Genomic DNA, 19,618 nt, shown 5'->3' with positions numbered 1-19,618 from the left:
TGGTTGACTGGGAGAACCTTGGAGTCCTTTAGAATTTTAGGGGCGAGGAGTGAGGAAATATGCGGAAGCTGTTGTGTTCCTGTGGTCGAATAGCCTGGGGAGCGGCCTTGGCTGCCACTCTACCGGTTGCTGCTGTTCCTGCCTATCCCCAGCCTGTGCTTCCGCTGCTGCCGGTTCCTTCTGAGGGCGGCGCTGCTCGAGGTGGGGTTGTGGCTTTATTCAATCAATCCATTTGGTGGGATTTTATTCGCGGCAATCGCGGTGAAAACCTGCGCCTGTTCCCGGCCAGCCTAACCTCTCCATCTCGCCAGGATGTGGTGGCCGTGTTTCAGATTCAGCGGCAGCCCACCGTGGAGCCGGTGGTGCGCGTTCTCAGCTTCGAGCATCAGGGGGGGTATAGCTTTCGTCTGCTCCACACAGCTGAGCCGATCCCAGGACGGTTGGTGGAGGCTCACCTGCGCACGGACATCACCTCCAGCCCACAGCCCAAGTTGGTGCTCCTCACCGAGCGAGGGGGCATCAGCCTGCTGCGCTCTGTCTTGGTCTTGGAACACCGGCCTGAGGGACTTGTGCCACTGCTGAGCGTGACGGATCTGAGCAATGCCAGCCTGCGGGTCAGCCCGCAAGGGATCCTGGTCATCTCAAGCCCGCCCGGTGCCAGCCGTGACTTGAGGGCTACCCTCTACCAATGGGAGGGGGATGGCTTTGTCCGTCGAGATCTATAAGTCCATCATCTGTTGTGACTGTTGTGAATCTGCCTGTCAATATCCATCTTTGTCAGCGAGGTCTCGCCCAGAGCGGATGTCCGTCTCGGCTATCGCTGCCCTTGCCAGCAAGCTCCCAAACTGGGGGCTTGTCCCACCTGCCAAAGGAACAGGCTTTCGGCCCCAAGGGGGTGAATGCTCCAGGGATCCAGGCCAGACCCAAACCACCCGTAGGGATCGACGGCAGCCGGTTGGCCCGAGTTGGTGTTGTCGAAGCGACGCACCTCGAAATGGAGATGGGGCCCGCTGGCACAGCCGCTGTCTCCCGATAGGCCGATGACTGCTCCTGCGGCCACCACTTGCCCCTCCTGCACCCCAACTTGGCTGAGGTGGGCGTAGAGGGTTTCCCAGCGGGGAAGGGTTCTTCTGTCTGCTCTCTCCCCATCGGAGAATTCTGGCTCGTGCAGAAGGCGCACCCGCAACCCCCTGACCAGCCGGCCCAAGCCGGGGCAAAAAAACTCCGGCTCCTCGCGGGCCAAGGTGACCCGTCCTGCGGCAGCAGCCAAAATCGGGGTTCCCACCGGCATCTCCCAGTCATAACCGGCATGGCCATCGCTTTTGGCACACGGGTGCAGCGGGTCGGGGATCCAAACTTGGCCTTGCCCACTCACAAACCGTCTGTTGCCATCCCTCTCCCCCAAAGGCAGATCATGGTCGAAGAGGTTGGTGACAGGAAATTCCCCAACAAAGGGCTTGTGCAAAAACGGCCACTGGGGCGGCGGCGGATCCCCATAAGCAGAACGATATTTTTCCAGCTCCAGCCGATAGTCTTCCAGATCCTGACGCTGGGCGGGATCTTCCGTGTGCTGCTGCAACAGATCCACCAGCTGCAGGGCCTGAAGCCAGTCCTGGCGCTCCACAGCACGAGCCAACTGGGCGTACACCCCCACCCGGGATCCCTGCGGCGAAGACGGGGAGGAGACCTGAGGAAAAACGGGCGAGATGTTTACGAATTGATACAATAGACAGCAAAATATCAGCAGTGTCACCGTTAGCGGTGGCGACATCCCTGCCCAGAGGGCCATCCCAAGTAGGCCGGCCTGCAAGCAAGCGGGCTTGTTCTTGGCTTTAGGCTCTCTCTTGGGGCCATCCGCTTTTTCCCTCAGCCGCCGTATGGGTTGCAAGGAGACAGAGCGGCTTCGCTTAACCACTCTTCGGGAGTTTCTCATGCGTTGGTTCTCGTCCTCTGGTGTTCTCGTCAGCCTGCCTTTCCAGTCTTCTGTTGGGCGAAGTGTTCTGCCCCTGTCTGGCTCGATTTGGCAGCGGCTGGAGGCCTTAGCTCTGGGTTTGCACATTCTGTCTTTGCTTTTTGGGTTGGCAGGGTTGCTCTGGGTTGTACCCCATCCTGAGTGGGTGGCCAGTTTGCCCCCCATTGGCATTCAAGCCTTCTCCTTGAGCATGGGCAATGGCGGCGTGGCCTACATGGTGTTCGGTGCGCTGGCGGCAGCTCTGATGGGATCCCGGCTGTTGGGGATGCGGCGCCTGTTGATGTTTTTGATCCCGGCGGTGGGCATTTCCTTGGGCAGTGAGCTGTTGGGTACCAGCACTGGGATCCCCTTTGGCAACTATGGCTACCTGAGTGGGCTGGGCTATAAGATTGCCGGGTTGGTGCCTTTTACCATCCCTCTGTCTTGGTTTTATGTGGGGTTGTCGTCCTATTTGTTGGCGCGTGTGGCTCTGCAAACCCAGCGCCACTGGTTGATCCACTTCGAGGCCATCATGTTGGGGGCCCTGCTGCTCACCGCCTGGGACTTCGTGCTGGATCCGGCCATGACCCGCGGCTCGATTCCCTTCTGGACGTGGTTTCAGCCGGGGCCCTTCTTCGGTATGCCGCTGCAAAACTTCGGTGGTTGGATGCTGACTGGGGCTGCCTTCATGACGGTGGCCAATCTGCTGTGGGGCGAGGATCAACCCATCCTTGACCGCCGCCAGTTGGTGGGGCCGCTGGTGCTCTATGTAGCTAATTTTGCTTTTGCCCTGCTGATGAGCCTGGGCTCCGGCATTGTTGCGCCGGCGGGGCTGGGCCTGTTGTTGGGGTTGGGGCCCGCTTTGGGGTTGTGGTGGAGTGCAAAGACCCCATCCCGCTATTGCGAAAGGACTTCGTCCCGCTATCGCGACCAGCCTGAGCCGCCTTCCCATCCCCAAAAGGACTCTGTCCCGCTATTGCAAACGGTTGAGGGAGAGGCAGGTCAAGCCTGGGATACTTTGGAGGATCCCGGTTGGGTTGGCGCGAAATAAACTGGCCCTAACCTTTCCTCGGCGAGATCCCTTGGGTTGTCCATGCCATGAACTTTTGCAGCGACAATGTTACAGGCGCTTGTCCTGAGGTGATGGAAGCCCTGTTGGCCCTCAGGGGATCCGCCATGCCCTATGGAGGGGACGAATGCACAGCGCAGGTGCAAAGGCTGTTTGCCGAGATCTTTGAGCATGAAGTGGCGGTGTTTCCGGTGGCAACAGGATCTGCTGCCAATGCCCTGGCCCTTTCGGTGCTCACCCCGCCCTACGGGGCGATTTATTGCCATCCCGAGGCCCACATCAATCTGGACGAATGTGGAGCGCCAGAGCTGTTTACAGGTGGGGCCAAGTTGGTGGGGATCCCCGGAGAGCAAGGCCGTATTGACTGGGGCAACTTAAAAGCAGCCCTGGAGCGGGCGGGGTTTGGGGTGGTTCATCACGTACAACCTGCCTGCCTCAGCCTGACCCAAGCCACCGAGGCTGGCACCCTCTACTCCTTGGAGCAGCTCAGATCCTTGGCGGATTTGGCCCATCACTTTGGCCTTAAGGTGCATATGGATGGGGCCCGCTTTGCCAATGCCTTGGTCGGTTTGGGTTGCACCCCTGCCGAGATGACCTGGAAAGCGGGGGTGGATGTGCTGTCCTTTGGGGCCACCAAAAATGGGGCCTGGGCTGCGGAAGCGGTGGTGTTTTTTCATCCAAATCAGGTGGGCGATTTTGAGTTTCGTCGCAAGCGCAGTGGCCATCTGCTCTCGAAGATGCGCTTTTTGTCTGCCCAATTGCAGGCTTATCTCCAGGATGGGGTGTGGCTGCGCAATGCCCGCCATGCCAACGCAATGGCCCAACGGTTGGCGCAGGGACTGGGATCCCTGCCGGGAGCCAAGTTGGTGTATCCTACCGAGGCCAATGAGGTTTTTATCGAGCTGCCGGAGCCGGTTCTCCAGGCCCTAGAGGGAGCGGGGTTTCGGTTTTACCGCTGGCTGGGGGAAGGTCACCACTTAATCCGCCTGGTGACGGCTTTTAACACTTTGCCCGCAGATGTCGAGCGCCTCTGCCAGGTGGCCCAGCAAGCCAGCCGTTTGCAATAGGCGGACGGAGTCCTTGCAGCTGACCGGGGATCCCCCTGGCCAAAGGCCTGAGCATCCCAAGGGATCCCTGAAGGCTGTTCATCGGCTCGTCAATCCTTAAAGTGGGTGCTGTCGCGACCGGGCTTTTTCTCCAGGCAGGGCGAGGCGGAAGTCGATCCCGTTTTCTTCGAGTTGTCCCGTAGCAAACCGATCAGCAGGCAGGCCACCCCGAGGTTGATGGCCACATCCGCCACGTTGAACACCGGAAAGCGGATCCAGACCCAATTGAAAAAATCCACCACATAGCCGTTGACGAAGCGGTCGATGCCGTTCCCCACCGCTCCTGCCCACACCAAGCCATAGCCCGCCTGTTCCCAACGGCTCAGGATCCCGCCGCGAATGGCCAGCAGCGCCAACGCCAGCGCCACCCCCAGCGAGATCCACTTCAAGAGCTCTGCCGAATCTTCAAACAGGCTCCAAGCAGCGCCGGTATTCTCCACGTAGGTGAGGTGAAACACCCCTGGCCACAGCTCAATCTCTGGCCCCGGCAGCAGCCGTTCCACTGCCCAGTGCTTGGTCGCCTGATCCAAGATTACCCCCAGGATCCCGGCCAGCCAAAAGCCTTTGTTTTTCATGTCGTCTTGGCCTCAATCACGTCCACCGGCAAGAGCGCCCCGATGAGCACTTTTCCCATCCTGACATGCTGCTCTTCTGCCGGCTCATTGCACAGAAGCTCAAGGGCGGAGCCTTGGATCCAAGGTTGGGCCTGCGGCGGGATCCAACTGTAGGTGAGCGGCCTCAGAAGCGACTGGCCGCCTCTGGCTTGAGAGGAGCAGCAAGAAAACCGTCCAGCTTAGGCAACTGGACGGGGAGGGCCTAGGTTTGACGGTGGACAAGATCGGCTACCGCCCCTGCTGCTCCAGGGATCGGCGCAATTCGCTGGCCATCTGCATGAACTCTTGCGGGTTGCCCGCCTTGCCGTAGGAAGAGCGATCCTGAACCTTTTTGCCGCTGCCTTGGCGGGTGCGGGTGTTGAGCAAAGCGCTGGCCATTTCCATGAACTTGGCAGGATTTCCCTCGCTGCTGCCCCGCACGAGAGGGGCGCGTCCGGCACGAGTGACAGCCATAGATACCTCAATTTTCACAAATGAAATGCTTGTTACATTTTCTCACAAGGGCTCTGCGATCAACCAGGGCCAGCGTTTCCTTGCTGTTACAGCGACTCCGGCCAATACTTAGGGATCCCTCCAAGTGCAAACCTTGCATGAGGCTGGAAAGAGCCATCAGCGAGTCGTGGTTTTCTCTTGGGTCAAGTGATGGATCAGCCAAATGGGGAGCACCGTCAGGCCGATCACCCCCAGAGCCACCACGCTGATCACCGGGCGCTGCCGAGGCTTGGTTAGCTGGCTGAACACCCAAATCGGCAAGGTTTGCTGCTGGCCGGCGGTGAAGGTGGTGACGATAATCTCATCGAAAGACAGCGCGAACGCGAGCAGGGATCCCGCCAATAGGGCCGAGGCCAGTTCGGGCAGAAGGATGTACCGAAAGGTTTGCAGAGGATTGGCCCCCAAGTCGGCAGAAGCCTCCAGTTGAGAGCGTCCCATGCGGCGAAACCGGGCCAGCACGTTGTTGTACACCACCACCAGACAAAAGGTGGCATGGCCGATAACAATTGTCCAAAAGCTGAAAGGGATATGCAGCAAATGGATCGCCGAGCGCAAGGCGATCCCGGAGACAATGCCCGGCAAGGCGATGGGCAGCAACACCAAAAACGAGATCGTCTCGCGGCCAAAAAATCGGCTGCGATAGACTGCTGCTGCCGCCAGGGATCCCAGCACCACCGCCACTCCGGTAGCCAGCACAGCCACCCGCAAAGACAAAAACAAGGCCCGCCAAATATCTGCCCGCCCCCAGGCCACGGCAAACCAATGCCAGGTCAGCCCCGGCAAAGGGAAGCGCAAAGTCGCCTCATCGGGGCTGAAGGCATAAAGGACGATCACCAGCAGAGGAAGATGGAGAAAGAGCAGCACCCCCAGCGAGAACAGGAGCCAAAGCTATTGGCCGATGGGAAAAGGGCGAATCGGCATGGATGATGGAGAATGCAGAGCCGGATGGGGAACAGTCTACAGGTAGAGAAATGGTCTGTGAAATAGCCTTGTAGGGAAGCAGCCTTTGGCAAGGACTTTAGATTGCTTGGCCGACTTTGGAGCTCCAGTCGAGCAGAGCATCCCAAACCCAGATTAAACTCGCAGTATGATCGCGTTTTTAAGCGGCCACCTTGTGGCCATCGAATGGGGAGAGCGCAGTAGCCTCACTGTTGAGGTGCAGGGGATCGGCTATCGCGTCAAGGCCCCAGGACGTTTTCTCAAGCAACTGCCCGCAGTGGGGGAGCCCGTCCGGGTGTTCACCCATTTGGTGGTGCGAGAGACTGAGCTGGTGTTGTACGGGTTTGGCTCGCCAGCCGAGCGGGACTTGTTTGTGGAACTCATCAAAGTCTCGGGGGTGGGGCCGGCTTTGGGCTTGGCCCTGCTGAATACCTTCAGCCTGCCGGAGCTGGTGCAGGCGGTGGTGACCGAAAACGTGCGCCTGCTCTCCCTCACGCCGGGGGTAGGCCATAAAACGGCCCAACGGCTGGCCCTGGAGCTGAAAACCAAGCTGGCCCACTGGCGACAGGGGGTGGGAGTTGCGGATCAACCCTTGGCCGGAGGGCCGCCCATGCCCATCCGAGAAGAGGTGGAAATGGCCTTGCTGGCCCTGGGCTACAGTGCTCAGGAAATTCAAGCTGCCCTGCAAGCTCTGCCCACCCACCGCCGCCCAACAGAAGATTGGCTGCGGGATGCCATCACCTACCTGAGCCAGCAGCCATGAAGCACCGCCGCATTGCCATTCTGGGCGGAACCTTCAACCCTGTGCACCATGGCCACTTGATCATGGCAGAACAAGCCCTTTGGCAGTTTGACCTGGATCAGGTGCTGTGGATGCCCGCCGGGGATCCCCCCCACAAGCCTCTGGCCCCTGGTGCCAGCAAAGCCGACCGCCTGGCCATGGTCAAGTTGGCCATTGCCGACCACGAGCGCTTTGCCTGCTCAGAGCTGGAGATCTGCCGTCCGGGGCGCTCCTACACCATCGAGACGCTGCGCACCCTCATCCAGGAGCAACCCAATACCCAGTGGTACTGGATCATCGGCGTGGATGCTCTGCGGGACCTGCCCCAGTGGTATCAAGCGGAAGAACTGGCCCGCCTCTGCCATTGGATTGTTGCCCCACGGGTGGATGCCGGCGATGCCGCCCAGGTGCTGCAGGCGGTGGCCGCAAAGCTGCCCATCCAAGCCCAAATCCTGGAAGCCCCTACCCTGACGCTCTCTTCCACCTACCTGCGACAGCAAATCCAAAAGGGAGGGTCTATCCGCTACCTGGTGCCCCCTGCTGTGGAGCACTATATCCGTCAGCACCGCCTCTATCTGCAGCCCTAAAGGAAAAAAGGGGGCGGATCCCCCCTCTAGAATCACCAAATTTTCGGGCTGGAGGCCCGCACCATAGCCGCAGGCTTGGTGTCGAGAGGAAAGCCCTCCTCCATATAGGTTTGCTGGTCAAAAGTCTGGATGAACTACAATAAGCCCATGAGCCAGACTATCTCTGTACGTTGCAAGCTGATAGTCCCACAAGAGTTGCGTCAAGAGATTGACCGCACTTTGCAGGGCTTTGCGAACGCTTGCAACCAGATTCTCGACACCGCCAAACAAAAGAACTGCTGGAACACCGCCAAGCTGCACCACTTGGTCTATCGGCCGGTAAGGGCAGCAACGGGGCTGAAAGCCAACCACGTCTGTCAGGCGCTCCGCCGTGTGATTAGCAACGCCAAAGCGGTGAAACAAGTCCACAAGTTTCGCCCCACCAGTCTGACTTTGGATGTACGTACTTTCGAGTACCGAGAGCCCGAACAGGTTGTTGGTGTAACACTGATGAGTGGACGGGTTCGGCTCAAGCTCAAGATCGGCGGCTATCAGATAGCGCTTCTGCGGGGCCAGAAGCCAACAAGCGCAACCCTGTCCAAGACCAAGCAGGGGGACTACTACATCAACATTGCTGTTGAGCTGGATACTCCCCCGACTGGCAAAACTCCAAAGGTGATCGGAGTTGACTTGGGCAGGCGGGATATCGCCACCGCTAGCAACGGGCGCTCTTGGAGTGGAGAACACATCCAGGCCGTCCGTGACCGGTTCAGCCGTGTACGCGCCAAGGTTCAATCCAAACGCACTCGCAGCTCTAGGAGGCTGTTGAGAAGGCTCTCTGGGAGAGAACGGCGCTACCAGACATGGCTGAACCATAACATCAGCAAAACCTTGGTCAGGGATGCCCAGGCTATTGGTGCGGCACTGGCTTTTGAGGACTTGACAGGCATCAGAGATTGCTTGAATCAGAAGCCTCGGAGCAAGACTGAGCGGCGCAGGACTAACAACTGGGCGTTCTACCAGCTCAGGATGTTTGTAGCCTACAAGGCTGCCATTGCTGGAGTGCCTGTGGTGCTGGTGCCGCCTGCCTACACCAGCCAGACCTGCCACAAATGCCTGCACATCCACCCTGAGCAGGGTAAGTCCTACCGCAGCGGCAAGTTGTTCAAGTGTGGGCATTGTGGATGGGAAGGGGATGCTGACCATAACGCTGCTCAAGTAATCTCTCTCCTTGGGGCGACTGTAAACTCGCCTGAAATTCCGAAACTTAGCTGTCCTCTGGGGCCGCTAGGGATTGGGATAAAGCCCGCACCCTGCGCATAGCGCGGGTGTCGGGTAGTTTACCAAACAGCTTAAGACCTGCCATACGCCACAGCCTCTCCCCGGAAGAGGGAAAGGCTGGAACTGGGTTGGGAAGTAAACTGCTTTTCTGGTACTCTGGAATACTTGTGCTCTGTGGGCAGTTGAGAGTGGGGTTGCGGCCAGGTGCCCCCATCAGTAGGCTAAGCCCATGCTGCGGGTGGTTTCGGGGCCAAGGTAGACTCGGATGCTCAGAAAATCGGTGGGACAAGCGGTTTCACAGCGTTTGCAGCCAACGCAGTCTTCGGTGCGGGGAGCGGCAGCGATCATGCCAGCCTTGTTGTTCCCCTTCCAGGGCACCATCTCCAACACGTCGGTGGGACAAGCCCGCACACACTGAGTGCAGCCGATGCAGGTGTCGTAGATCTTGACCGAGTGAGCCATTAGCGTTCTCCAGTCGAGCAGGTTGAAACGTTAAAAAGAGGTTTACCGAATCCGCAGGGCAGCAGCATCGCTGCGCAAGTGCCCTCAGTGTACAGTAGTCCTGGGAAGCCTCCAAAATCTCCGATCCAAATGTTCAAACAAATTTACATCCGGTGGGCCAATGGGAAGGTTGCTGGGGTTGGGCTAGGATCGGCCTGAAGATGACAGGACAAGGGATCCCGAACATGGGGCGCTCGGTGCAAGATTGGCGAAGGCAAACTCAGGGCAATCTGCGTCGTCTGGGGCCAATTTTGCTGGAGATCTTCGAGGAAAACGTCCCTCGCCTACGCCGCTGGGATCAGCAGCTCACCGATTGGGTGCGCAGCCGCCGCTGGGGGGTGGATCCGTCTCTGCCCAAGGTGGCTATCTATGTCCTGGGCGCAGTGGTGATCCTGGCGATCCCACTTCTCACGTTTGTGGCTTTGGGGGCCTTTCTGACCTTTCTGGGTGTCCAAATTGTCCAAAAGTGGTCACAAGGGGATCCCGCTCGCCAAACTCAGCGCCGCTATCTGCGCAGTGCTGACGCGGATGATGATGACTTTGATCTGGATTGAGAAAGGGGCTGCGGGGAATGGGCGGGCTAACTGTCCGCCGACCGTTGGGGCTCCTGGGAGTCTTGCTGCATGCCCAAGCGTTGTTTGACCTGTCTGATCACCTTCTGGTGAGAGCGGTTTTCCAGCCTGTTTAGGCCGATGGCGCCGGCCAGGATCCCCAACTGTAAGGCCAAGCTGGGCAAGGTGGTGTTCAAGTCCCGTCCCGCCAGGGCTCGAAAGAAAAACACAAACGCCCCGATGGTAGCCGAGAACCCCACCGCCAAGTAGATGAAGCGCCGCAAGCTGCGATAGGGAGCGGCTAGCTCCGTCAACAGCCTCACCTGCTCTGCTGAAGAGGGATCCCGGCGTTGCGACAGGGGCGATCTTGGCTTGGGATCGGAGTCTGCCATTGGCTACACCTCCTCAGGCAACAAGAGGGGCTCCCGACCGGAAACCCCCGCCAAGACGGCTTCGGCAGCGCGGCAGGCGGCCAGAATATCTCGCTCTTCCCCTCCCAAGTACACGCGGCCAAAGCTACCGAAAGGCATCACTTCTAGGATGTTGATCTGGGCAGATTTTTCTGCCTCGTTGGCAGCCAGGGGGGCATAGCCTGCCGGTTGCACCTCCAGGATGTAGAGGGTTTGGCCAGCCAGGAGCATTTGGCCACGGCGGGAACGGTTAATCAACTGGGTTTGGTGGGGATCGATGTTGCGGATGATCTGGCTGGAAATGATGCGGGGCTTGAGGCGCTCCTGTTCACTCACCCCTAAGGCAGCCAGAATCGCCCGTCCGGCGGTGCGGGTATCCCCTTGGTTGCTGGAGTGTACTTCCAGAAGGCCGTAGAGGCGTTCCACCACCTGCAGCCCCGGCCTCACCGAGGTGGCCTTCAGGGCAATATCCATAACGCGGTTGATCTCGATGCCGGGGGAAATCTCGACCCACAAAGAAGTGTCCCCAGGCAGGGGCAAAAAGCCGTAGGCTACTGTGCCCAGATAAGCAGCATACTGGGGTTGCAGCCGATCCAAAAACACGTAACTGCGAAGGTCGATCCCCAAAAAAGTCCTCCCTTTGGGCTCAGTTGGATGTTGAGCTGATGGCGATCTACATTCTCATTCTCCAGCCTCATCCCAGCTCTTGGATCTTGGGCAGACCGGCCAACCTTGGCGCATCAGTTGGGTTGCTGCCCGGCTCTACAGATCGCCCTGAGCCACCACCTTCACCGTTGTCAGGGCTTCCACGTCGATGGGCCCGCGCACGTGCAGCCGCTGGGTAGAAATGCCCAAAGACAGGTCGCGAAACGCTCCCAACGTGGGGATCCCAGCTCCCCGGCCTGCCGAGAGGGGGGAAGTGTTGATGTGGATCAGGGCGGCATCCACCTCTTGGAGAAAGCGTTGGGCCGCCGATTGGCTATCGGTGAGGATCGTCTCCGATTGACGGCAACCATTTTTGTTAATCCAGGCGATCGCCTCCGTCAGGTCGGCAATGGGCTGCAGGCGCAGATGAGGTCGTTCTGTCGAGTCAAAGCCTTGCCCAAGCGGCTGGAGCTGCGGGAACTGTTCCAGAATGGAGGCGGCTGCCTGGATATCGATCCCGTGACCCAGCAAGTCCTCAATCAAGGCGGTCAGATGGTTGGTGGCCCAATCGGTGTGGATCAGCAGCCAAAGGGTGAGGGGCTGATAGATAGGGATCCCTTCTGAGCCATACTGGGCGAGGGGATCCAACAAAACCGACTTGACCAAAGGCCAAGGGGCGGTGCGATCCAGATAGATGTGGCCGTAGCCCAAATGGGTAGCCAGAGTCGGCACTTTGCTGGCCTGCAACAGGAACTCCACCCAGCCGGGGCGACCGCAGGGAATCACCAGGTCTAGGTAGCGGGTTTGCTGTAACAACGGCAATAGTGGGGAATCTGCTTGGGGATCTGCGGTTCGGTCTTGGGCGGGCAAGGTTTGAATGGCCCCTTCCGGGATCCCGTGCTCATAAGCCGTCTCTGCCAACAGGTTGACCATAGCCTGGTGAGTTTTCTGGATGGGACCGCTGCTGGCCAAAATCACGCCATTTCCTGTTTTTAGGCACATGCCAATGCCATTTAAGGCAAACTCGGGGTAGATTTCGTAGACCAGAGCAATCAACCCCAACGGGACGCGGTAGCGGCCAATAAACAGGCCATTCTCCTGGCGGTGCCCTTTCTCCAGCTTGCCAATGGGATCCGGCTGCTGGGCCAGGAGAGTCAGCAACTGGGCGGATCGCTGTAGACGCTCGGGGGTGAGCTTCAGGCCGTTGAGGATCCACTCCGGTACGGTTTGCTCGCGGCAACTTTCCAGGTCGAGGGTATTGGCTTCCAGGAGCAGATCGGAGCGCTCCAACAAACACCGCGAGAGAGCCAGCAGGGCCTGGCGCTTGGTTTGGCTGCTCAACCGCTGCATCTGCGGTAGTAAGCGGCGTACCTGTCGCAGAGTGGTACCTAAGTCAAAGTCTGAACCGAAATCTGTCACTTGAACTTCTCCCGCCTAGCCCATTAGAGACAGACCCGCTGCGTTCTCCAGACCACTGCTAACAAGAAATGGTTGGATCCACAAGTGCTGGGGCTGCCAATTCTGGAGACCAGTCGCTGGAGAAAATCTCACTCACCTCAGGGCCGCCGCAGCAGCAGGATCGCCGTTACCATCAGCAGCGTCAACAACAAGCCGAGAATCATGAACCAACTGAGCAACTGGGTTTGGTTTGGGAAGAGCACTGCGCCGATGAACCCAACCGCCAAGACAATGCCCAAGCTGAGGGTGAGGCCCAAGAGCGCGGATCCCTGTAGGGTGTTTTCCCGCCGCAACACCCATTGGTAGCCGTTCCAGAACCACATTTTGCGATAGGGATAAGAAACGGCCAGTTGCTCGATGTACAGGCGGTCGGGGGTAATGGCAAAAATATGCTGGCAACGGCTACACCCAAAGGCTTCGGTTAGGGTGATCAGGCGCAACTGACCTTGATGGCAGCACGGGCAGGGGTAAATTTTGGTGGGCTCAAGGGTCTGAGCGACACGCGAGGCTGATTTTTGACGGGGAGACTTGCGGGGAGAAGAGAACGCCACAGCTCTCAGCCGGTGAGAAGTTGGGATCCCTCACATCCTATCTTCAGGAAAGCGGAGTCAAGCCACCCAGAGATGGTGGACGTAGCGCCAGGTGAGGATTTGGTTTAGGGCAAAAAAAATGAAAGCCAGCAGCCCATATCCCAGCTTCAAGGCGACACCAAGATAGGGCCGCATCCGCTGGGGGATGAAGCTGAAATCGGTGTGTTTGGCCCAATGCACCAACGCCAACACCTGCACGATGTGAACCGGCAGACAATAGCGGCTCATGCTTCGCTGGCCCAAGGGGCTCGTACCCGTCAGGGCAATGTAAAACATGGCCCAAGCAGCCAGATGAAATCCCAGCCGCTCCCGCCAACACTGGCTTCTACCTGCCATAACTCCTGCCCCATCCATTAAACCTGTAACAAGCAGGGATCCCAGGGTGGCAGACACAAACAGTTGGCTAAGAGCGTCAGCCCACAGCCCAGGGTCTTTCATCGGTGCAGAAAGAGAGAGTAAGCTTTGCCAGCGTTCGGCGGAAAGGACATATGTGCGAGCTTGGAAAATAGCTTGATAATTGGCTTTCACGCCGGTAAAGTAACGCTGCATTTCCAGGTAGAGATCCCAGCGGCCAAAGCGAAGCTGACAGTAGAGAAAAAAGCCCAGGCCACCCAACAGAGCCAAGCTCGCTGCCATACTCGTCCAAAACCAACGGCGGGCTTGGGTTCTCTCCCCCGCTTTCAGGAGATTCAAAAAAGGGAGCAGCGCCACCGGCAAGCCGACAATCCGAGTAGCACTCATCACCAAGCCGTGGATCCCAGCCAGGAGCATCAGCAGGGGACGGCCCCCGTGAATTGACCAGTAGAGAAAACCCAGTAGGCTGGCCATAAACAAAGATTCGCTGTAGCCCACGACCAGGTAAAAGCTGGTGGGATAAAAGAAGATGAGCAAACTGGCCAAAATTTGCCAGAGGGGGGGAATTTGCCACCTGCGGTAAAGCAGGAAAAGGTAAACCCACATCAGCCAGCAAAAGAGCTGGGCGGTGAGGTAGAGCCCCAGTTCAGGGTCAACTCCCACAAGGTGACTGATTGCGGCCACTGCCAGGGGATAGCCGGGGAAAAAAGCTACGTTGCTCTGCTCATAGGCAATCTTGTCGAAACCCACAAACTGGTACCCCCGCCGCACAATGCTGAGATACCAATAGCTATCCCGCTGACTCAGGGCTGTGAAGGCAGAAGCATAGTCGCTCTCCTCACTCCAGAGGGAGATCATAAAGATCTGCAGCACTGTCAAGGCCAAACTGGGCAACAAGATTTGCCCTAAGAAAGGGGCAAGGTACTGCCGACCTCGCTGCAACAGATGACTGAGAGGAAAGCTCATCGCTGAATCGTTAAGGGTGAAGATGGCACTTTGATTTCTTCTTGGTAATCGTCGTCGGAGTTCACCTGCCAGAGATTGTGACTACCGGGTCGGAGAATGTTCTCAGCCGCCAGCAAGCCCATCAGTAAACTGTGATCTTGGTTGTTGTATTTAAATGAGCCGTAGCGGCCCACCACTTGTAGATTTTCAAACTGGCTGAGATACTCCTGCAAAATGGCTAAATCTTCTTTATAGCTACCGGTATAGATGGGATAAGTGCGGGGCAGGCGCACCACAAAGCCACTGTAGATCTTTTGATCGTGAAGCAGGCCAATTTGACGCAGCTCCTTCTCGGCCAAAGCCAGCAATTCCTCCTCAGGAGCTTGCCACAAGGGATCCCCAAAGTTGCACCAATACTCACAGCACAAGGGGGTTTGCTCTTGGTTGGGCAACATGGCCGGAGACCAATTGGCGAAGTTGGTCACCCGTCCCACCCCCACCGTTGGATCGTTGATATACAGCCAGTTATCGGGGAAGAGCTGGGATCCCTGCACAATCAAGTAAACCAAGACAGTATTGCGAAATCTGAGATTGCGGGCTGCCTGCAGCACTTGGGGGGGAGGCAATTTCCGCAGGCTCTGCACCAACACCGTCAGAGGGATCGAGGAAATGACGTGGGAGGGGGAGACCCAAGTTTCACTTCCATCCTGAAGATTGCGCAGTTGCAGCTCGACAACTTGGGATCCCCGATGTCTGAGGGTGACTACTTCTGTGTTGAGCAGGACTTTTTGTCCCTCGGCAAGCAAATACTCCTGCATTTTTTCATAGAGCTGCCCGGATCCCAGACGAGGAAACTGAAACTGGTCGATCAGAGACTTGGCCAAGCTTCGATTCCACCCCAAGGCCTTTTGGATGGCTTGCCCAAGGCTGAGACCTTTGATGCGCTGGGCAGCCCAATCAGCACTGATCTCGGTACAAGGGATCCCCCAAAGCTTTTCCGTATATCCTTCAAAGAACATTTGAAAGAGTCGGGTGCCGAACTTGCCTTTGACCCAGTCGGCAAAGTTCTGGGGAGCTGGTCGCGGAATTAATTGTGCCCAGAGATAGGAAAGGACAATGTGCAGGCTTTCCCACCAACCCACTTTGCGCAGGACTTCCCAGGCCTGAATGGGGTACTGAAAATACTGCTTGCGGTAATAGATGCGGGTGAGCCGTCGGACGGTTACTTGCTCGGATTCCAAAACCTGATTCCACAACTCTCGCACCGGCAGGATTTTAGTGAAAAAACGGTGCGGGCCATAGTCCAAGATAAACCCCTGATACTGAATACTTTTGGCCAAACCCCCGACCTTCTCCTCTCGTTCTACCACCACTACGGAAAAACCCAGTTGGTTCAAGCGATAGGCAGCCGCCATGCCTGCCGGCCCCGCTCCCAGGATGTAGATGGGATCGCGCACTCTATTCCCTCTCGCAACTACCCCGTGGAGACATTCTAAAGCAGGTCGGGAAAGTCCCCTGCCACCGGACAATTCCCTACAAAGCCCTGGGAAAATGGGCACAGAGGTTAGACTGGTGAGGCTGCGGCTGGAGGCTGGCCTGTGTTGTTGACCAAGGGCTTTGAGGTGGAAATGTACACCGGCACCGCCGCCGGGGAAGTGGTGGGCTTGTCGGATCGCATTTGCCAGGCTTTGCCGGGGTTTGTGCGGGAGCCGGATCGGCGCAACGTGGAGTACATCACCCCTCCCCTTCGCCGCTACGAAGACCTGCTCTGTGCCTTGTTGCGGCCTCGCCTACAGTTGCGGCAATTTTTGCGCCGTCTTGGCCCTTACACCCTTCTGCCAGGGAGCACGCTAGCTTTGGGCGGCAGCGACCACTTCGAGCGGTCGGATCCCGGCAACCCCTACCACGACTACATCGAGCGCACCTATGGCACGCGGGTGGTCACCGCCAGCATTCACATCAATGTTGGCCTGCCAGGTACCGAGGCCATCTTCCGGGCCTGTCGCCTGCTGCGAGCGGAAGCATCTCTCTACCTGGCCCTGAGCGCTTCCTCTCCTTTTCTGGACGGACGGGTGACGGGATCCCACTCCAGCCGTTGGCAGGTGTTCCCCAAAACGCCGGCTCAGGTGCCCTTCTTCCGGGATCACGCCCACTACATTGCCTGGATCCAGGAGCAGCTAGCCTTGGGCACCATGCAGAATGTGCGCCACCTGTGGGCCTCGGTGCGACCCAACGGCCCGGAGCGGCCCTACCACCTCAACCGCGTGGAGCTGCGCATTTGCGATCTGGTGGGGGATCCGGTGATGGTTCTGGCGATTACCGCCTTGGTGGAAGCCCGTCTCTGGCAGTTGCTGGCCCAGCCGGAAGCGCTGGATCCCTTGCGGGGGCCCTTTACCCCAACAGAGCTGGAGAGCCTTTGCGAAGCCAACGAGCAGGCTGCTGCTCGAGAATCGCTGCAATCTCATTTGGTCGATTGGCGGACAGGCCGGGAACGGGCGGCCCAAGAGTGGATCGAAGAGCTGCTGACCGAAGCTTGGCGTATTGGCCAACCTCAAGGCTTGGGCTGTTTTCTAGCTCCCTTGCAAACCCTGCTCCACCAGGGCAATGAGGCCCAACGCTGGCTGAAGCAAGTCAACCAGGGATCCACACCTGCCCAGGTGTACCAACAGGCCATCCAGGAGCTGGCCGAACAAGACCGAGAGAGCATGACTCTAGTCAATAATAAGCTCAACTATACTGAAAATAATGTATAATATGTTCAGTACGGATTACTACCAGTTGATCTTTCTGTTTACTTTCGAGTCTGCCAACATGGTAGCCAAAGCAAAGCAGAAAATTGGTAGTAAGACGACACGGAAACTGCGCTTTGGGTATTCTACTCAAAGCTTTGCGGGATACCGCCATTCTGTTTGGAAACAAACAGAATGCTATCGCTGCATAGTTGAACAGTGATGTTCAGCAGTGTTCAGCGTAAATGTATCAGGCAGGAAACCCTCTGTCAAGCTGTCGGCTAAGCCTCTGCCCAACGGTGAGCGTTCTCAACCCGGTGCTTTCTACACACTAGCTCGCCGAGCCAACTTATAGTCATTTCAAACTGGATTGAGACACTCCTACTGCTGCCCAAACGCTCCGCGCCGCTTCCGCGACCACCTCCAGTCCTTCTCCCAGAGAGAGAGGAGTTGGGAAGCAATGCAACAGATTTCATTCTTGTTTAAAATGCAATTCCCTAGGCAGGCTCCACCGCTTCTTGTAGGGCTTTGCGGGCAATGCGAGTGACGTAGACGGTAGCGGCTATGGTGGCGATGAGCCCCACGAGGCGAACGACCCATTGGGCGGTTTGAGCCTGAGGATCCAACTCCGCGCCTTCCATGTCGGCCAGGGATCCCGCCAACGAGCCGATGTACACATACATAAAAGTGCCCGGCACGATTCCAGCGGTGCCCAGCAAGTTATCCAGAAAAGAAATTTGGGTCAGCCCCAGGGCGTAGTTGAGCACATTGAAGGGAAACGCAGGCGACAGCCGAATCAGGCCGACTATTTTCCATCCCTCACGTCCCAACGCTCGATCGATGGCCGCAAACTTGGCATTTCCCTCAATCCATTTCGCCACCTGTTCCCGCGCCAAGTAGCGCCCGATTAAAAAAGCCAAGTTGGCTCCAATGGTTGCCCCGATTAGCACGTACACAGTTCCGGCCAGCAACCCGAACACGGCCCCTGCCCCCAAGGTCAGCACCGAGGCTGGTAGAAGCAGCACCGTCGCTACAATGTAAATGGCAATGAAGAGGATTGGCCCCAGCAACCCCAAGCTTTCAATCCAAGCCAGAGCTTCGACGAGCCAGTCTTGAATAACTCCAAAAAATCCCAATCGATGGGCTGCCCAAAAGATAAAAATGGCCAAGCCCAAGCCGGTAGCAAGCTTAAGCAAAATCCGCTGCTTTTGGGGATTTGTGTTGAGTTGAGGTAGCTCTTCCATTGGCTAAACTCCTACAAAGTTCTTGTGAGGCGAGCTAGGGCAAGCCAGAGTAGACAGCTCTTGGAGTGGGGGAGGTATCTTTACCCGAAAGTCGTGCCGTTCCATCCCCAAAGATAGCCTTTGGCATCGCTGAACTCAATGTAAATCCTCTTCTTGGGGATCCCCAATCGGGCCTCGATGGTGCCACAAAAAAACTCGCTCATGGCCCGGGTTTGTTGGGCGGAAAATTGCCCGATACTCTTGATTTCCACGTAGCAACAGGGATCCCCACTGCCGGCAAAGGTCATCGGGATCCCACCTTCAAAGGCAGTCATCACGTAGGCTTCCGACTTGCCCAACTGTTCAGACAGAGCAGCAGACAGCACCTTGAGCAGTTCCCCTACCGCGGCGGCTTCTGGTTGCACAGACGTTTGCAGCTTGATCAAAGGCATGGATCCCTCTCCCTATCAACAAATTCATCTTGAAATTCATCTTGGCATTCTCAGCCCCGCTCTTCGGCAATCCACCTGTGGTAGCGTAGCGACAGAGTTGGGCAAACCTCTATGGAGCAGACGAAGCCGGCCCAGCCAGAGATCGGCCACCAGCAGGGCCAAATCGGGCCAGGCCCTTGTGCTGTGCAAACTGAGGCTGCCCCCGCTCCTGTCGGCCCTTACAGCCAGGGCGTTACTGCTCTGGGGCCGTTTCTGTTCACCGCCGGACAGGTGGGCCTGGATCCCAAAACCGGCAAACTGGTGGGGGAGGACATTGTTTCTCAAACTCGGCAGGCGTTGCTGAACGTGCAGGCAGTGCTGGAAGCGGGGGGCACCACTCTTGCCAATGTGGTGAAGACAACGGTTTTCCTGGCCGATATGGAGGACTTTGCGGCCATGAACGAGGTTTATCGAGAGTTTTTTGCCACCGATCCGGCTCCGGCCCGCTCTTGCGTGCAGGTGGCTCGCCTGCCCCTCAATGCCCGAGTAGAAATCGAGGTTGTGGCCTGCTACCCACAATCGACCTAAATGTCTCCTGAGTCCGGCTAGCGGAATGGTTTCTGGGTCGGCGCGGATCCCGGCAAATCGGGAACTGGATCGTAGCCCCCTGGGTGCCAGGGATGACAGCGACAGAGGCGACGGAGCCCCAGCCAACCCCCACGTAGGGCACCGTAGCGCCGCACCGCTTCCAAGGTGTACTGGGAGCAGGTGGGGTAGTAGCGACAAGCAGGCGGCAGCCAAGGAGAAATACCCACCTGGTAACCCCGGATCAGGGCAATCAAGCTGCGAGTGAGGGGATCCGATCGTTCAGGCATGGGTCGGAGTCCAAAAAGCGCATCTCTAGGTAACTTGAGGTTAGCTGTTATCCCAGACTGGAGGCGCCTGCAAAGGCGAGCAGGGCCGGTTCCCAGCCCCAGACCAT

Annotated in this window: 23 protein-coding genes; 9 read left to right on the top strand and 14 right to left on the bottom strand. The window is 57.8% G+C overall.

Annotated elements, in window-relative coordinates:
• Positions 1-107: 107 nt before the first annotated feature.
• Positions 108-725: a hypothetical protein gene (locus tag ACVW0B_RS02210; protein WP_414374941.1), complete on the top strand. Its 618-nt coding sequence runs from the start codon at positions 108-110 to the stop codon at positions 723-725.
• Positions 726-814: 89 nt separating this feature from the next.
• Here the strand turns inward: ACVW0B_RS02210 and ACVW0B_RS02205 are convergent, their stop codons facing one another.
• On the bottom strand, positions 815-1,726 hold the full coding sequence (locus ACVW0B_RS02205; RefSeq protein ID WP_457490836.1) for a M23 family metallopeptidase: 912 nt from the start codon (positions 1,724-1,726) through the stop codon (positions 815-817).
• Between the two features lie 205 nt (positions 1,727-1,931).
• Between ACVW0B_RS02205 and cruF the strand changes: the two genes are divergently transcribed.
• Positions 1,932-3,002, top strand: a complete 1,071-nt coding sequence (gene cruF / locus ACVW0B_RS02200; RefSeq protein ID WP_457490835.1) for a gamma-carotene 1'-hydroxylase CruF — start codon at positions 1,932-1,934, stop codon at positions 3,000-3,002.
• A 47-nt stretch (positions 3,003-3,049) separates the two neighbouring features.
• The gene (locus ACVW0B_RS02195) at positions 3,050-4,087 is read left to right on the top strand and encodes a threonine aldolase family protein (RefSeq protein ID WP_457490834.1); all 1,038 of its coding nucleotides are present in this window, start codon (positions 3,050-3,052) and stop codon (positions 4,085-4,087) included.
• 89 nt (positions 4,088-4,176) lie between these two features.
• Here the strand turns inward: ACVW0B_RS02195 and lspA are convergent, their stop codons facing one another.
• The 3 genes from lspA to ACVW0B_RS02180 all read right to left on the bottom strand — a co-directional run bounded on the left by lspA (position 4,177) and on the right by ACVW0B_RS02180 (position 6,102).
• Entirely contained in the window at positions 4,177-4,701 is a 525-nt protein-coding gene (gene lspA / locus ACVW0B_RS02190; protein ID WP_457490833.1) for a signal peptidase II, read from the bottom strand.
• A gap of 267 nt (positions 4,702-4,968) precedes the next feature.
• Positions 4,969-5,193 (bottom strand): hypothetical protein, encoded by a 225-nt coding sequence (locus ACVW0B_RS02185; protein ID WP_148202686.1) that lies wholly within the window; start codon positions 5,191-5,193, stop codon positions 4,969-4,971.
• Positions 5,194-5,349: 156 nt separating this feature from the next.
• On the bottom strand, positions 5,350-6,102 hold the full coding sequence (locus ACVW0B_RS02180) for an ABC transporter permease (RefSeq protein WP_457490857.1): 753 nt from the start codon (positions 6,100-6,102) through the stop codon (positions 5,350-5,352).
• Between the two features lie 217 nt (positions 6,103-6,319).
• Between ACVW0B_RS02180 and ruvA the strand changes: the two genes are divergently transcribed.
• The 3 genes from ruvA (at position 6,320) to ACVW0B_RS02165 (ending at position 8,841) form a co-directional block, all read left to right on the top strand.
• Complete coding sequence (gene ruvA / locus ACVW0B_RS02175; protein WP_414332040.1) at positions 6,320-6,934, top strand: Holliday junction branch migration protein RuvA; 615 nt, start codon at positions 6,320-6,322, stop codon at positions 6,932-6,934.
• Positions 6,931-7,539 (top strand): nicotinate-nucleotide adenylyltransferase, encoded by a 609-nt coding sequence (gene nadD / locus ACVW0B_RS02170; protein WP_457490832.1) that lies wholly within the window; start codon positions 6,931-6,933, stop codon positions 7,537-7,539. The genes ruvA and nadD overlap by 4 nt, the downstream gene beginning before the upstream one ends.
• 147 nt (positions 7,540-7,686) lie before the next feature.
• The gene (locus ACVW0B_RS02165; protein ID WP_457490831.1) at positions 7,687-8,841 is read left to right on the top strand and encodes an RNA-guided endonuclease InsQ/TnpB family protein; all 1,155 of its coding nucleotides are present in this window, start codon (positions 7,687-7,689) and stop codon (positions 8,839-8,841) included.
• A gap of 171 nt (positions 8,842-9,012) precedes the next feature.
• Here ACVW0B_RS02165 and psaC read toward each other — a convergent pair whose 3' ends face one another.
• Entirely contained in the window at positions 9,013-9,261 is a 249-nt protein-coding gene (gene psaC / locus ACVW0B_RS02160) for a photosystem I iron-sulfur center protein PsaC (RefSeq protein ID WP_011432199.1), read from the bottom strand.
• A gap of 200 nt (positions 9,262-9,461) precedes the next feature.
• Here psaC and ACVW0B_RS02155 point away from each other — a divergent pair, with 200 nt between their 5' ends.
• Positions 9,462-9,854, top strand: coding sequence for a hypothetical protein (locus ACVW0B_RS02155; protein ID WP_414407368.1), 393 nt, complete (start codon positions 9,462-9,464; stop codon positions 9,852-9,854).
• Between the two features lie 26 nt (positions 9,855-9,880).
• On the opposite strand, the gene ACVW0B_RS02150 is transcribed toward ACVW0B_RS02155, so the two are convergent.
• The 6 genes from ACVW0B_RS02150 to ACVW0B_RS02125 form a co-directional block, all read right to left on the bottom strand.
• Complete coding sequence (locus tag ACVW0B_RS02150; RefSeq protein WP_011432201.1) at positions 9,881-10,243, bottom strand: DUF3493 domain-containing protein; 363 nt, start codon at positions 10,241-10,243, stop codon at positions 9,881-9,883.
• A gap of 3 nt (positions 10,244-10,246) precedes the next feature.
• The gene (locus ACVW0B_RS02145; RefSeq protein WP_011432202.1) at positions 10,247-10,888 is read right to left on the bottom strand and encodes a hypothetical protein; all 642 of its coding nucleotides are present in this window, start codon (positions 10,886-10,888) and stop codon (positions 10,247-10,249) included.
• Positions 10,889-11,023: 135 nt separating this feature from the next.
• Positions 11,024-12,325, bottom strand: coding sequence for a gamma-glutamyl phosphate reductase (locus ACVW0B_RS02140; protein WP_457490830.1), 1,302 nt, complete (start codon positions 12,323-12,325; stop codon positions 11,024-11,026).
• Between the two features lie 137 nt (positions 12,326-12,462).
• On the bottom strand, positions 12,463-12,915 hold the full coding sequence (locus ACVW0B_RS02135; RefSeq protein WP_414374957.1) for a hypothetical protein: 453 nt from the start codon (positions 12,913-12,915) through the stop codon (positions 12,463-12,465).
• Positions 12,916-12,972: 57 nt separating this feature from the next.
• On the bottom strand, positions 12,973-14,274 hold the full coding sequence (locus ACVW0B_RS02130; protein WP_457490829.1) for a hypothetical protein: 1,302 nt from the start codon (positions 14,272-14,274) through the stop codon (positions 12,973-12,975).
• On the bottom strand, positions 14,271-15,710 hold the full coding sequence (locus ACVW0B_RS02125) for an NAD(P)/FAD-dependent oxidoreductase (RefSeq protein WP_457490828.1): 1,440 nt from the start codon (positions 15,708-15,710) through the stop codon (positions 14,271-14,273). The genes ACVW0B_RS02130 and ACVW0B_RS02125 overlap by 4 nt, the downstream gene beginning before the upstream one ends.
• A 141-nt stretch (positions 15,711-15,851) precedes the next feature.
• Here ACVW0B_RS02125 and gshA point away from each other — a divergent pair, with 141 nt between their 5' ends.
• Positions 15,852-17,006, top strand: a complete 1,155-nt coding sequence (gene gshA, locus ACVW0B_RS02120; protein ID WP_414374961.1) for a glutamate--cysteine ligase — start codon at positions 15,852-15,854, stop codon at positions 17,004-17,006.
• Between the two features lie 473 nt (positions 17,007-17,479).
• On the opposite strand, the gene ACVW0B_RS02115 is transcribed toward gshA, so the two are convergent.
• On the bottom strand, positions 17,480-18,226 hold the full coding sequence (locus tag ACVW0B_RS02115; RefSeq protein ID WP_457490827.1) for a TVP38/TMEM64 family protein: 747 nt from the start codon (positions 18,224-18,226) through the stop codon (positions 17,480-17,482).
• Positions 18,227-18,306: 80 nt separating this feature from the next.
• The gene (locus tag ACVW0B_RS02110; RefSeq protein ID WP_414357213.1) at positions 18,307-18,657 is read right to left on the bottom strand and encodes a phenylpyruvate tautomerase MIF-related protein; all 351 of its coding nucleotides are present in this window, start codon (positions 18,655-18,657) and stop codon (positions 18,307-18,309) included.
• A gap of 183 nt (positions 18,658-18,840) precedes the next feature.
• Here ACVW0B_RS02110 and ACVW0B_RS02105 point away from each other — a divergent pair, with 183 nt between their 5' ends.
• Positions 18,841-19,224, top strand: coding sequence for a RidA family protein (locus tag ACVW0B_RS02105; protein ID WP_011432209.1), 384 nt, complete (start codon positions 18,841-18,843; stop codon positions 19,222-19,224).
• A gap of 17 nt (positions 19,225-19,241) precedes the next feature.
• On the opposite strand, the gene yidD is transcribed toward ACVW0B_RS02105, so the two are convergent.
• Positions 19,242-19,511 carry a membrane protein insertion efficiency factor YidD gene (yidD, locus tag ACVW0B_RS02100; protein WP_414344078.1) on the bottom strand — a complete coding sequence of 90 codons (270 nt, stop codon included), beginning with the start codon at positions 19,509-19,511 and terminating at the stop codon, positions 19,242-19,244.
• Positions 19,512-19,618 lie beyond the last annotated feature (107 nt).

It is taken from the genome of Thermostichus sp. MS-CIW-23 (assembly GCF_054059455.1).
This window is presented reverse-complemented; position numbering and strand designations above follow the sequence as displayed.